Source organism: Cerasicoccus arenae, assembly GCF_014651635.1.
In the GTDB taxonomy this organism is placed as follows: Bacteria; Verrucomicrobiota; Verrucomicrobiia; order Opitutales; family Cerasicoccaceae; genus Cerasicoccus; species Cerasicoccus arenae.
On the sequence record NZ_BMXG01000010.1, the window covers coordinates 23,548 to 36,609 of the forward strand.

General features: G+C 55.6%; 17 protein-coding genes. All 17 read left to right on the plus strand.

The annotated features are described in order from the left end of the window. Nucleotides 1–267, plus strand: a complete 267-nt coding sequence (locus IE065_RS09310) for a hypothetical protein (protein ID WP_189514307.1) — start codon at nt 1–3, stop codon at nt 265–267. Then, a complete protein-coding gene (locus tag IE065_RS09315; protein WP_189514309.1) occupies nt 267–1,850 on the plus strand; it encodes a phage portal protein in 1,584 nt (527 codons plus the stop codon). Before IE065_RS09310 ends, IE065_RS09315 begins: the two co-directional genes overlap by 1 nt. Next, complete coding sequence (locus IE065_RS09320; RefSeq protein WP_189514311.1) at nt 1,819–3,972, plus strand: hypothetical protein; 2,154 nt, start codon at nt 1,819–1,821, stop codon at nt 3,970–3,972. Before IE065_RS09315 ends, IE065_RS09320 begins: the two co-directional genes overlap by 32 nt. 118 nt (nt 3,973–4,090) lie before the next feature. Next, complete coding sequence (locus IE065_RS09325; RefSeq protein ID WP_189514313.1) at nt 4,091–4,432, plus strand: DUF4349 domain-containing protein; 342 nt, start codon at nt 4,091–4,093, stop codon at nt 4,430–4,432. A 6-nt stretch (nt 4,433–4,438) separates the two neighbouring features. Next, nucleotides 4,439–4,762 (plus strand): hypothetical protein, encoded by a 324-nt coding sequence (locus IE065_RS09330; protein ID WP_189514315.1) that lies wholly within the window; start codon nt 4,439–4,441, stop codon nt 4,760–4,762. Further along, complete coding sequence (locus IE065_RS09335; RefSeq protein WP_189514317.1) at nt 4,759–5,619, plus strand: hypothetical protein; 861 nt, start codon at nt 4,759–4,761, stop codon at nt 5,617–5,619. Before IE065_RS09330 ends, IE065_RS09335 begins: the two co-directional genes overlap by 4 nt. After that, nucleotides 5,616–6,107, plus strand: a complete 492-nt coding sequence (locus IE065_RS09340; protein WP_189514319.1) for a hypothetical protein — start codon at nt 5,616–5,618, stop codon at nt 6,105–6,107. Before IE065_RS09335 ends, IE065_RS09340 begins: the two co-directional genes overlap by 4 nt. A 20-nt stretch (nt 6,108–6,127) precedes the next feature. After that, nucleotides 6,128–6,664, plus strand: a complete 537-nt coding sequence (locus IE065_RS09345) for a hypothetical protein (protein ID WP_189514321.1) — start codon at nt 6,128–6,130, stop codon at nt 6,662–6,664. 23 nt (nt 6,665–6,687) lie between these two features. Next, nucleotides 6,688–7,755, plus strand: coding sequence for a hypothetical protein (locus IE065_RS09350; protein WP_189514323.1), 1,068 nt, complete (start codon nt 6,688–6,690; stop codon nt 7,753–7,755). Between the two features lie 15 nt (nt 7,756–7,770). Then, nucleotides 7,771–8,115, plus strand: a complete 345-nt coding sequence (locus IE065_RS09355; protein ID WP_189514325.1) for a hypothetical protein — start codon at nt 7,771–7,773, stop codon at nt 8,113–8,115. A 30-nt stretch (nt 8,116–8,145) separates the two neighbouring features. Beyond that, nucleotides 8,146–10,110 carry a hypothetical protein gene (locus IE065_RS09360; protein WP_189514326.1) on the plus strand — a complete coding sequence of 655 codons (1,965 nt, stop codon included), beginning with the start codon at nt 8,146–8,148 and terminating at the stop codon, nt 10,108–10,110. Nucleotides 10,111–10,122: 12 nt separating this feature from the next. Then, a complete protein-coding gene (locus tag IE065_RS09365; RefSeq protein WP_189514328.1) occupies nt 10,123–10,401 on the plus strand; it encodes a hypothetical protein in 279 nt (92 codons plus the stop codon). Beyond that, nucleotides 10,398–10,847: a hypothetical protein gene (locus IE065_RS09370; RefSeq protein WP_189514330.1), complete on the plus strand. Its 450-nt coding sequence runs from the start codon at nt 10,398–10,400 to the stop codon at nt 10,845–10,847. The genes IE065_RS09365 and IE065_RS09370 overlap by 4 nt, the downstream gene beginning before the upstream one ends. A gap of 4 nt (nt 10,848–10,851) precedes the next feature. Then, on the plus strand, nt 10,852–11,106 hold the full coding sequence (locus IE065_RS09375; RefSeq protein WP_189514332.1) for a hypothetical protein: 255 nt from the start codon (nt 10,852–10,854) through the stop codon (nt 11,104–11,106). Then, complete coding sequence (locus tag IE065_RS09380) at nt 11,106–11,984, plus strand: C1 family peptidase (RefSeq protein ID WP_189514334.1); 879 nt, start codon at nt 11,106–11,108, stop codon at nt 11,982–11,984. Before IE065_RS09375 ends, IE065_RS09380 begins: the two co-directional genes overlap by 1 nt. Before the next feature lie 129 nt (nt 11,985–12,113). Continuing rightward, nucleotides 12,114–12,521, plus strand: coding sequence for a hypothetical protein (locus tag IE065_RS09385; RefSeq protein ID WP_189514336.1), 408 nt, complete (start codon nt 12,114–12,116; stop codon nt 12,519–12,521). Nucleotides 12,522–12,527: 6 nt separating this feature from the next. Continuing rightward, entirely contained in the window at nt 12,528–13,016 is a 489-nt protein-coding gene (locus IE065_RS09390; RefSeq protein WP_189514338.1) for a hypothetical protein, read from the plus strand. The last annotated feature ends 46 nt before the right edge of the window (nt 13,017–13,062 follow it).

Sequence of the window (13,062 nt, forward strand, 5' to 3'; positions counted from 1 at the left end):
ATGCCCACTACCGTTGGAGGTGAAACCATTAGCGAACGCTTGACCCGTCTACGGGTCTCACTCGCCAACGTACGCGAAACGATTCGCCGTGCGGAAGTTAATGGAGCGTCCTTCAACATTGGAGGCACTCAAGTTTCGCAGATCGCCTATGAGCGCGCAACGCGCCGAGAAAAAGAGCTCCAGGGGGAAATCAAGAAACTGGAAAACCGTCTTTCCGGGAATCGCCGCGATAGCGGTATGTCTACCACCGTAACCAGGTTCAACTGATGGTCGCACCGAACAACAGATTGATTGCCGAACTTACGGGAGTTGCCCCTAAGGAGAAGCGTAGCGCCGTGATCCAAATGGCTCCCGGTTATTACGATGCTTCCAATACGAACCGCGAACGTGATTGGGGTCCTGTTTCTTCCGGTGGAGTATTCGAAGATCACCATTTTACCGATGCCACTCGTTCGATTACTTTGGCTCGATTGCGTAAAGAAATTCGCAACAACCCGTATCTCGCCGGGCTCGTCAACAAGTTCCCCGAAGCCGTGGGATACTCAAATTTGCGCTCGCGCACACCGGTTCGTGAATACAACGAAGCCAAGGAGCTCTTTTGGTTTCGCTGGTCAAAATCGGTAACGGTTGCCGGGGATTCCCTTCGCACCCTTGAGGAAATTATTTTGCGCGAGCTGCTGATCGCCGGTGAAGTGTTTCTAGTGTTGCTCAACTCTGGAAAGGTCCAAGTGGTTCCCTCCGAGTTTTGCGGTTCCCCTTGGCTCAATGGAGCCAGTGCCGATTCCAATGAAATCAACGGAATTCGCTATAACGCTGTCGGGCGCCCCCAGTCTTACCGTTTCGGCCAATCGACAATTTTTGGAACGGTTGATTTCTCCGATCGAGCATCGACTGTGGTTCAAGCGCGCAACGTGCTCCATGTTTATCATAAGGATCGCGTCTTGATGGGGCGCGGTTTGCCTTGGTTACTGCCCAGCCTCGCCACGGCTCGCGATCTTTACGAGATCACCCGTGCGAAAACCAAGCAGATCAAGGATGTCACCTCCCTGATTGGTTACCTCAAAAAGAGCATCGATTCCGAAGGTATCGAAAAGTTCATGCGCGGTTACGACCCCGAAGAGGAAGCGGAGCCTACCGCTGCCACCGCTGATGACGCTGCTGACGAAGCGCCCGCCACCGGTCGAAAAATAGTGCTGGCCCCTGGTAGCTTTCCGGAGCTTGAGGAAGGTGAATCCATCGAGCTGCTCAATAGCGAATACCAAGCCCAGGATTACAAGGAACTGATCATGCTCATGCTGCATGCGATCAGCTCTCCCGTGGGACTCCCGGTCGAGTTGTGGTTTAGCGGATTGGGTGATGTCAATTACTCTGGTTTCAAAGGTCTTGGGACTCAGTGGAATGCCCGTCGCAAGTATATCCTCAACCTGCTTGAAGGTAACTACCTCGACCGCCTGCATTTTTGGCGTATCAACAAAGCCGCCAACGAAGGGGAGTTGCCGCCTAATCCGGTCAACGATGATGACCTTATCGAATGGGCCTGGAAGCGCACTGCCGTCCTTGATGACGAGAAGCACGCCAAGAGCGTTACGCTCCGCCTGAAATCCGGGGAGCGCATCCTCGCTGACTTTTGGGAAGAGGATGGGCTCTACGAAGAAGAGGTCCTCGAGCGCCGTCGCCAGTTTTATATTAAGGCGATGATCGCCGCCGGTGAGCTCGCCGCTGATGTCGATCCCACAACCGTCAAGGTGCCTCTCACTTTCCTTCTCAAAAACGAGATTCCCGGTTCCGCCCCGGATAAACCCGAAAACGTCAAAGAAGATGCCTCCGAAAATCAAGATCGCGCAGCCTGAGTCGAAACGCCTTTCGCTCCAGGGTTCCAAGCCCGCTCAGTTTGCCGTTAATGCCGAGACCGGTACGCTCAACAATATCTTGCTCATGGAAGTTGGTGAAGCTCGCGGTCATGGTATCTACATCGATTCCGTTACCTTGGAAACCGCTCTCCAAGCAGCAAAGGATCAATACGATGGTCAACTTCGCGCCTATTGGACGCACGATCATCGCGGTGCCGGTGCCGGATGGATGGCACAATGGTTAGAGGAATCCGGAAGCGAGCTTTCGATTCCTGGTTTCTTTTCCGGTCTCCAGGTCAAAGGTGAGCAATTTATCGCCGGTTCCTTTGAGTTCTATGATTTCTTCCGCGAAGCCCAGCCCGAAATCGTTGCGCAAGTGCTGGAAATGGCTGCGAAAACGCCGCGCCTAATCGCTCAGAGCGTCGAAATTTGGGGTTACGCCGTCTACGTCGACACCGCCGGAAACGAATACATGGAGCGCCCTGAAGATACCGATCTTGAATACGAGGGAATGCCTGCGCTCCGCGTTACGCAAATCTTCGCCAGTGCCTTTGTTGCCGATGGAGCTGCCACCGGTGGGTTATTCGCCAACTTCCGCGCCGCACTTTCGAGCCAATCCAAGCCTGATTTCAAATCAATGCTTCGCGAAGCCGTCATTGAATGCCTCCCCGAATTTCAAAAGCACCTTTCGTCACAGACAACCCAAACCAATCCAACAATGAAAAAACTGATCGAGGCCCTTATGGCCAAATACGCCAATGATCAAGCCCGCTTGGGCCGGGCCTTGACCATTGCTCATTCCACGCCGGAAGCGGAACAATCTTCCCTTACTGCGGAAGTCGTTGACGCCAAATTACAAGCCGAAGATGACGCTGCCGAACTCAAGCGCCTGAAAGCGGAAGAAGAAAACTTCAAGAAAGCCGTCACTGAGCGCGACCAGCTCAAGCAGCAGTTGACCTCTCGTCAAAACGACGGTCATAGCAGTGAGCTCAACCTAGGCGCTGGCTCGGAAGGTGGTCCCGCAACACCTGGTATTCAATACACCGGTATCACGCTCAACTTCGCGAAGAAGCAAGCCGCTGAAGGTCGCCAACTCGCAATCACGCAGATCGCCGATCTCTGGACGCCTACCGTCTGGCTGCCTGGCATGCCGGAAATGATCCTCAAGCAAAGTAATTTGCTGAACACTGCTGTCGTTGTCCGCAACGAAGTGCTCAACAACATCGCCACGGGTGGTGGAGTTGCCGGGAATATCCCGAATTTCCGCGAACCGGATCATGCCGATGAAATTCAGGTCGAAGACACCGCGCCGTCGATCAATAAGATTACGAGCGGTCTCCAGGTCGCCCCGATCCTCAACCGCGTAAGTGCGGTGCAAGCCACCTCGCTTGCCGGTGCGGTTTCCAATAGCGATCCGATGGGTTTCGCAATGGCGATCACTGCTGGCCTGCGTTTGCGCCAACGCGAAACCACGCTGCTCAATATGCTCCGGGGTCTCTTCACCAATACCGCTGCGGGTGATGCCGCCTTCACCGCTTTGGTTATGGCGAGCTTCGTGGAAACAACCGGTAGCCAAACCTCCGCGCACTTCATCGATACCGATCTCATGTTCGACGCTCTGGGTAAAGCTGGGGAAGGAAAACAACGGTTCTCGCTCGGTGGTATCGTCTGGATGCACTCGGTTATTGAAACCGCGCTCTCGAAGCAGGATCAGATTACTACGGTTCGCGATAGCCAAGGAAACATCATCCTTCGCGAATGGAAGGGGATGCAGGTCTTCATCAACGATAACCTGAGCCGTGCTGGAACCACGTCTGGAACCGTTTACGAAACTTACTTCTTCACGCCGGGTTCGTTGGCAACCGGTGATCGCCCGCAAGTCAGTTACGCGGGTGAGCCCGAATCGGTTGCCTCGCTCGTGCGTGAAGTCAGCGAGTCGAAGAACAACTCGATCATCTACGACCGCACCCGCTTCCTCCTGCATCCCTCCGGCGCCAAGTGGGTTGGCACGCCTGCCGGTCAGTCGGCCACCAATGTCGAACTCGCAACGAAAGCCAACTGGGCGCTGTCCTACAGCAACGCCAAGAATGTCGGGATCGTTCAACTCCTTACCAACGGTTAATCCCCGTTTCCGCGCCGCGCGCGCGTTCACTCTTAGCTCATTCGCATCGCAACACCGCTAAACACACCAACGAGCGCCCGGTTCCTGCCCGGGCCGGGCGCTCCAATTTTTCAAAGTCATGCCAACCAAAAAAAAACAACCCGACCCGGAATATGTCGCTGATACGCCTGCTCGCGAAGCACTCGAAGCCAAGCTAGCTGCCGAAGATGTACCGGAAGAGTCGGGGCCTAATCCGAATCACACGCCGCGCCATGAGCCGTCGTTGGAAGAACAGGAACGCATTTCGAAAATCCAAACACGCAAAGCCCGCGAAGTGCGTCTTCGCCAGATGCGCCGCCTAGATAAAGCGCTCGATGTGCACCTCAAGAATTTGGAAGAGGTGATCACCGAACAAGCCGCCAAGATCAGCGAGCAACAAGCCACCATTGCTCAACTCGAAGCCCAACTCGCCGCAAAGTAATCAATCATGGATCGCACCGCCATCAACACGCAGCTCGTCAGCATCCTCACCGATGATGGCATTGCCTACGTGTTGACGCGCCAGGACGCCTCCACGATCGACTTCAACGCGATGCCCGATGAAAGCGGTCTCCCGCCGGAACAGATCGAAGGCTATTCGCCCGTGAACGCCAATGCTGGTCTGCTCTCTGCCGTTGCCACTACTTTCGGAGGAAACAATCCGAAGCCGAACGAAAAGATCACCGGCGATGGGAAATCATACAAGGTCGCCTATTCCCATCAACCGCCTGGTGACCCCGTTATGCGCATCATCGTGGAGCCCATGTCATGATCACCGCAAGCGTACAGACAAATCTCGGAGACCTGAACACGGCCCTGCTTGGCTATGAGCGTCACTCCAAGAAAGCGCCAGAGCAGATACTGCGGCAGAAAGGCACGCAGATCATTCTCGGCAATTCCAATCCCAAGTATGGGGCAACCTTCAAGGGTCTTTACGATCGGCTCGAAGAACGTGCCCCGAAAGAGGGAACCATTTCACAAGATCGCCAACGGGCACTTGATTCCGCGAATCGTGGCAGCAGGCGTCCAGTCAAGGTTCGCCCGCGTGCGCTTGCCCGTGCCGATGAACTGCTCGAGGGCCAGCCATCTGGCGTCTTTGATATCATCGACTTTGGCCGCGGTGGTGCTCGCAAGCGTGTGGTGCCTATCCGCGTCTTCACCAAGGGCAAGCGCCAAGGTGTGCGGTCGACCTCTCGCCGCCGCGCTAAGAGCGCCCAGCTTCTATCTGGCACATCCTTCCTTGCCCGCGAACGGGGAACCATCCTCAACCGCAAGAATCTCTCGATCCTCATCGAGCTGAATCAACGCGAAGCTGGTCGACACTACACCGCAGCCGCCTTCCTGCCCAAGCGCTTCCGTCGAATGCGCGATGAGAATGGCACTGTCAAGCGCTCGCTCGCAAAGAACAAGACGGGGGCAACGCTCGGCTCGGCAACGCTGCATGTGAAAGTCGATGGCGCATCACTGCACATCGAAGGCTTCACGCCAGCCCTCGCTAAGCCTTGGGCGCAGCAAGCCCTCTCCGGCGTCCTAGCGGCTGTGGCCAAGGACACCGCTGCCTATAGCGAACGTAAGGAAGCTGAAGCCCTACAACGCGAACTCACAACCCATTTGCGCAAAGCCCGATGACTCTCACCGAAGCATACAACGCGCTCAAAGCGACCTACACCAACTCTGCTTGGGTCACTAGCAAGGGGGCAAATGTCGTGCTCATTGATGGCGTTCAGGCCAATGCGGATGTCGACGCTCTCAACGAGCTTTACAATGCAACCTTTCAGGCCACGCCGTGGACACTGATTTTCGAGACGCCCGCCGTATTACTCGCCGATACTGCCACAAAGCAAAACCACGGTCGCGCTTTGTTCACGGTAAATGTCTGCGAAAACCCGCAACTAGCCCGCACTGGTGACGACCCAACCGCCACGCTCGATGCCCTGCAATCGCTGCTCGCCGTGCCGCTCAATCTGCCTGCCGCGAACCGCACAGCAGGCCGCAATCTCTTTCAACTGGCACCCTCGCCAAACCGTATTCTCAGTTTTGAAGGGGTGCGCTCCGGCATCCTCTTTCACCGGCTAACCTTTACCATTCTGGTGCATGTGGCGCCGGAATCAACCTAACCGCATAAATATCATATACAATGGACACCTTACCTATTGTCGTTGGTTCCCACGCCTTTTTCATCGCCGATGGGACATCATTCACCTCGCCCGAAGCCGGCACCGTAGCCCGTGAGGCTAAGCCCGATGAAGACGAAACTAACTGGGCAACGCTCGGCATTATCGCTGTTGATGGCGGCTCTGAAATTGAGCCCGAAGAAGAGTATCGCGATGTCATGAAGTACATGCCTGGCCGCGCTGTGCTGTATGACAAGATTCTGAAGTCCAGCAAGCTTAAGGGCACATTGGAAATGGAGGACTTCTCCGCGTTGGCGAACCAACTTTGGCTCGGCGGCCTAGCCGTTACAACTGGCCAGTTCAACCCGCTCGAACGCGCCGCCGCTGTCAAGGGCTGGCTCAAGCTTCAGGTCTATGACTCGCTCAACAACGAGGTCGTTGTTCTTGACCTCTACGTCTGCATTCGTCTTTCGGGCGCTCTTACCCTTTCCGGCGAGGTCAAGCCGTCCTATGAGTGGGAGCTCCTGCACTCGACCCTCAACACCGGAACCCTGAGCTAACGCTCTGCACCGCAAAGTAAGTCATGCCGACTGATTGGGACAACACTGCACCGGGTTCGATAAGCGGCCCTTCGGCTTCGTGGGATAACACGGGGCCGGGGGCGGTTTCCGGCATCGCACCAGCGCATGAAAACACCGCGCCGCCTGCCATCGCTGGGCCAGCGCCATCGTTTAACAACACTGCGCCTGGTGACATCGAACCGAGTGACGCCTTTCCCTCTGCGAAGCAAAGCTTCACGCTGACAGGTGGGGGAGAAACCGCGATCAATGGCCTGTATGTTTACGCTGGCGCATCATTGAACGGGAAGCCCGCTTTCATGCAGTCCGGCCATGACCGGAACAGCTATGGCACGCCTAACGGCACGGTCTTTTTCTGGACTGAGTCCAACTGGCGCTTGAATTGGGTGTCCAGTGGTGGAGGCAGTTCACACGAAAGCCTGACCACGGATGGCGGCGATCACCCAATCATCGATGCGACAATCAGCAATGGCGGCTCTGGCACATTGCCGGTTCCAGTCGGTGCGCTGGTTGCACCGTACTTGGATGTCAGCAGCACGCATGACAACACCGCACCGGGGGCATTGTCCGCACCGTCACAGGGGCACGATAACACTGCGCCTGCAAGCTTGTCGGCACCGACGCAAGGCCACGATAACACGGCGCCCGTTAGCCTCACTGCACCAGCTCAGGGCCATGACAACACCGCACCGGGCAGTTTAACCGCACCCACCCAGAATCACGATAACACCGGTGCCGGAAGCATTACCGCGCCAACGCAAAACCATAGCAACACAGGACCGGCCAGCCTCACCGCACCGACACAGGGGCATGCGAATGATGCGCCCGGCTCGCTTGCCTCGCCATCGCAAGGCCACAGCAATGCCGCACCGGGCAACCTCTCGACGGGTGCTGATTGGGATAACACGGCCAGCTTGCCGAATCCCGCTGCCGTCTCGCTCTGCCCGGTCGTTGATGAAAACGGCGAACGTATTTACGGCAGTGATCAGACCGAGCCGATCCTCGATATTTGCCCGCTTCAAACTTCCCCCTTCTGGACATCCAACCCGCCCGGCGCCATCGCCGTCGCCTAACCTATTTGAAAAGCCATGCCGCGAATCACTGACAAAGCAACGACTGACACGATCGCCGATACCGAGGTCATCCCATTCGACGGTTCAGGCGGCCTAAAGGCGCGGACCTTCGCTCAGGTAAAAGCCGAAATTGGCATTATCGCAGCGCTCGCCGTGACGAATGAGGCACAGCTTACGGCCTATGTCACCGCAGGCATTCCACGGCCCGCTATCCTTGTCACCCGCATTGCTGACAACGCATCACTCTGGCTCATCCGCGATGAAGTCGGCAGCGAGTCAACCGATTACAGCGCCGGTAAGGTTAAGCCAACGGACTACGATGGCAGCACCAACGCGGCCATGATCGAAGCCTATCTCTAACCCAACTTTCTAACGCAAAGTAACATTCACATGAAAAGCAAATCCCTCTCATTCCTTCTCTTCGCCCTCACGCTCATGCTGGCGTCTCCGCTGTTTGCGGGCCCTACTAGCGCAATTCGTGTAGACCCTGAAACGGGCGAGATGCTGATCCCAGCAGGCTCTACGATTTTCGGTAATTCCGATAATGCGCAAGCCGCTGCCGCTGGGATTGCCGCTGACGCCACGGCCACGGAAACGCTAGGGGATGCGCTCATTGCAAGCGACCCGCTGCAAGCCTACACTGGCTGGGTAGTGCCCGGGCAGACCCAGAAGTATCAGCAGAAGATCGCGCAAATAGCATCGGGCGAGAGTGAACAGCTCAATGTTCTGATGATGGGCGATTCGCTTGCCTTCCAAGTCTCTCAGTATTGGGCGGGCCTTTTCAAGTCCACGTCGACACCTTACGGCTTAGATGGCTATTATGGCGTGCAGGGATATTCAAGCCTGACGACTCGTTTTGCAGGTGGGCAGTCAATGGGAACGCTCACAGTGGCCGTCATGGAAACCGCTGGCAGCACATTCAATAGCGCACAGACTACGCTTGCGGGCTACATCTCGAACGAATGGGCGGGCGATTCTCCCAGCACTGGAGATGTTGTTAGAATCGTTTATGAAAGTTCCAATCGTTATTACTACGAATTGACATCTGAAGACGGCGATGAAGAAGACGACTGGACGCTGCGTGTCACATACTACAACTATTCTGACGAGACTTTTGGCGGGCCAACTTTCGACATCCACGCGGGTGGTAATGTTACTTGGGATTTGAATACTTCCGCAGCGCCTACATGGGAAACGTTGACCGTTTATTACCTTGAGCAAAGCGGCGGCGGGACATTTGACATTCAGCTTGATGCGAACAACAACAGCTTTGCAAAGGACGGCTCAACAGTGGACACTAGCGGCGCGAGTGATGCCCTTGGAACTGCTACCCGCACGCAAACACTCGCCAGTAAGAGGCTGAGGATTGTTGGCAACACCGGCACGGTTCGCATTCCAGTATCACCAAGCTTTTTCCTTTCATCTACTGGTGGCTTAAATCTCTCCACCCTATCGCGTGGCAGTCACGACCTAAGCCGGGTGAGCGGCTATGATTCGACGATCAACATTGCCCTGATTGAATCCATCGCCCCCGACGTTATCACCTATCACTGCGATGATGGCCTGACGAGTTGGACAACAGCCGTTGCCTGGTTTGAAACATTATTCGCAGGACTAAGCTACTTGCCCGATTTTGTAATCATTGGTCAGGCTCCCCATACTTCTTATACAGATACCGAAGTTCGCACGCTCAACAACTATTTACGGGCTAAGTGCATTGAAAACAATTGGTCATTCGTTGACCCAATGCAATACGCCGTATCGACAGCGGTGCTAGAGAGCAACATCACGATTGTGGATGGCATCCACTTGGACGAGGTATTTTGGTCTGGCATCGCCAATCGCGCATGGTTCAGCCTCGGATTCAATAACGGTTTCATTGGGTATAATTCCAATCCGTCAGCTTTCTATTCTTCATCGATCCCAGTCGCTCGCGGGTATTCTATAGAAATTGGTAAGAGTCAAAGTGAAATATCTGCAATATTGCGTGCTTACGATTCGACGCCTGCACGCACAGAGCTACTGCTAACCCGCGAGCTAGTGGGCATGCGGGGCAGCACTGATTTTTGGTGCCTTTCTACTAATGAGGCCGTCACTCATTCATATGTTCCAGCACTCGCTTTTGGTGGAGCAAATGGCCCTCGCCTTGATGACAACGGCGCGGACCTAGAGCTTGATGGCGAGCGGATTCTGGATGAGTCAGATCTCGCTGCAACCGTGGCACAATGGGTTTCTGTCCCAGCTTCGGCAGGCGCAACCGGCACTGCTGGTCAAGCGGCCTATGATGGCAGTTACCTTTATATTTGCACAGCAACCGATACCTGGCTCCGCGTGGCAATCGCTACGTGGCCCTAATCCACATATACCATGAAATCACCAAAGACCAACATCGGAGCCATCGCCTGCATACTCGGCGGGCTCGCCGCACTTGTCTCAGCTTTTGAAGACGGTTTCGACATCGAGAAGTTCATTGGTGGCTTAACTGCGATGGGCATGGCTTACGGCTTTTACAAGGCCCGCGATGTGGACCGAACCGACGCTGAGGCCGGTGCCACTGATGCCGCCGAGAAACGAATCGAAAAGGCAGAGGCCAAGCAGGCTGAAGCCGCAACTAAGAAACCAACACGAACCGGATTCCGCAAATGAAGACACTGACCATTATAACTCTCTTTGCCGTGGTCACGGCATTCACCGCCTGCACTTGGGTCGACGATACCTTTGGCGCTGGCACCAGTAAGAAGGCCGCGAATGTGGCTGGCGAAATTGCGCTGAACATCGGCAAGGCCGCTGCCCTGCATTTCATCAATCAAGGCCTCGACAAGTGGCGGGAGTCCGATCCGCGCAACGCTGATTTGATCGACACCTTTGAGGTGAGCATCGAACACAGCTTGCAGTTCAGCAATGGCTACATGGCTGGCGTAGGAATCAATCAGTCCATCACCGAGCTTCCTGCCGAGCTTCAACCAACGGCCCGCGAAATCATTGTAACCAGCTTGGAGGATGGTGCGAAGTCTCAACCTCTCGGCAGTTCTGGTGATGATCCCCCTGACAACTTCGGCGGGGAAATCTACGCGGTTCTTACCAGCGAGTAATTCAATGCGCCCCTTCACTCAAATCTTGCTTCTAGCGCTGGCGTTGATCGCTGGTGCGTGCAAGACGGTCCACGTTGAGCCTGCCCCGTTAGTCGCTGGGCAGGTCAGTCAGGCCCAGCAGATCGACCTAGCGGAAAACCTGCATCTGGCGCTCGTGGATAATCCGAACGTGGACCCTGATACTATCTTACCCGCTGGCCTCGATCTCGAGCAGCGGGCAACCATCATCCGCATTGCGCGAAAAAACGCAGGATTGTAATGACCTTTCGCCGTCAGATGCGCCGTGGCGCACGTAAACTCTGGAAGCGTGTTGGCCCTCGGCCTCACCCGTCGCAGATGCTTGGCCTCAAGCCTGAGTCGACCGGGTTGCGCCAAGGTGGCCCCTTGACCTTGCCTGAATACCAATGGCAAGGCTCTGATGCTTACTCGTTCACACGGGATCTCAGCCGTAACATTCTCGACCTGATCGATTACCAGTGGCGAACCAATGCCTGCACCGGCTTTTCTGGGCGCAAGGCGTTGCAGATACTAGGTGCTCAATACATCGAGGGCGCACCGCCCAAATGGAGCGCCTATCAACCTTACTGGCTTGGCCGTGCTGAATGGGGATTGGAGAGTGCAGACGGCGGGGCCTTCGTTGCTGACATTCCCCGCGTCTTGGCCCGCGATGGCGCAATCCCTGTAAGGTTCATGGATGATGACTACGGCCCCCACGACCCGCCACCCCCAGTGCCCGATTCTGAGCGCTGGTTTGTCGATGGGCATTTTGGCTTTCCGCTGGGTAATTCGATTGAACGTGAGCGCTCGATTCGCGGGATATGGGACGCTCTCGATCATGGCCTGCCCGTGCTTTGCGGTATTCAAACCGCACATGCATCCAGCCTGCCAAGCGTCCGATCGACGGGCAAGTTCCCGATGGTCAATCCTGCTCGCGGAACACAGCCCGACCATGCTATTTGCTTAGTGCAAGGCCTCACCCTCAACGGGGAACGCTGGTTCAAGTTTGCCAATTCATGGGGCGATGCTTGGGGCGATCGCGGCTTTGGCTATTTCCCCGCCGAGTATTTCAATCACCCAGAACTTGGCTGTGACCCACAGACCTTTTCGCTAAAGCATAAAACCAGCTCATTCAAATGACACATGCACCCGCTCGCCCAGATCGTTCGGCATTTGCTCTGCATTGCAAAGCATCTGATGCGTGCGTCTCAAGGCAAGAAATCTGAACTCACACGAATCGACTTTCACCTTCAAGGAATCTACCGCGCTATGCCCATCAAACAACAGTTCAAGGATATTAACTGGCTTCAGGTGCTAGTCCATCTTGCCGCAGTCATTGCCGCGACTTGGGCAGTGATTGCACTCGTTGGAGATGGGCGCTGGGCTAATCGAACGGCCACTGAGCAGGCAATTGGAACGCTCAATACAGCAATCCAAGTCAACAACGTCTTGGATCAAAAGCACTATGATGACGTGAGCTTGCACATGCCAGAGCAGGTAAAGCGTGCTGAGTTCGTTTCCCGTGGCGAGTGGAACGCCGTGAACAATCAACATGCCAAAGACATCGCCACCGTTCAGGAGGATGTCTCTGAAGTAAAGTCCGATCAACGCGAGTTCTTCGCCGAGCAGCGCCGCGTAAATCGCGAAGTTCTCGATCGCTTACCCAAACAACCTTAATCACCCATGACACCAGAAACCGAAAATGCCGCGCTCTTTGGTGGAGCTGAAATCGCCATTGAGCACAATGACGGAACACAGGCCCGCGTGAAAGTCCGTGCCTTGCCATTGCGCCTGATACCGCGCTACCTGGAGTTGCAACTCGCCGATGCCGAGCAGGCGCTTGCCGAACTGTTCCTTGGCTGGGAAGCTGATCAAGCTGATTGCCTAACTGATGAATCCATCCTCGCCGTGCTCTTGGAGGGGGAGCGCATAAATTTTCCTCGTGCGGGGGCCTACGTGGAGCGCAAGAAAGCGCGGATCGAAAAGGTGCTCCCGATGGTTCGGCAAATCGAAGAGATCATTCTCCGCAACGTAGTGGAGCGAGTCGCACCCGAAATCAAAAAGGAAGTACTAGCGGAACTGAAAGCCTCGGAGCCTTCGCCGCCAGAGCGGCCATTGCCATCGGGGAGAGTGACGCCCGCATCCTTGCCGAGCAATCCCTCCCCTGGCTAGTCATGCTGCTCAAGCATCACGACTCCGCTGCCGCTCGTGCTGCCCT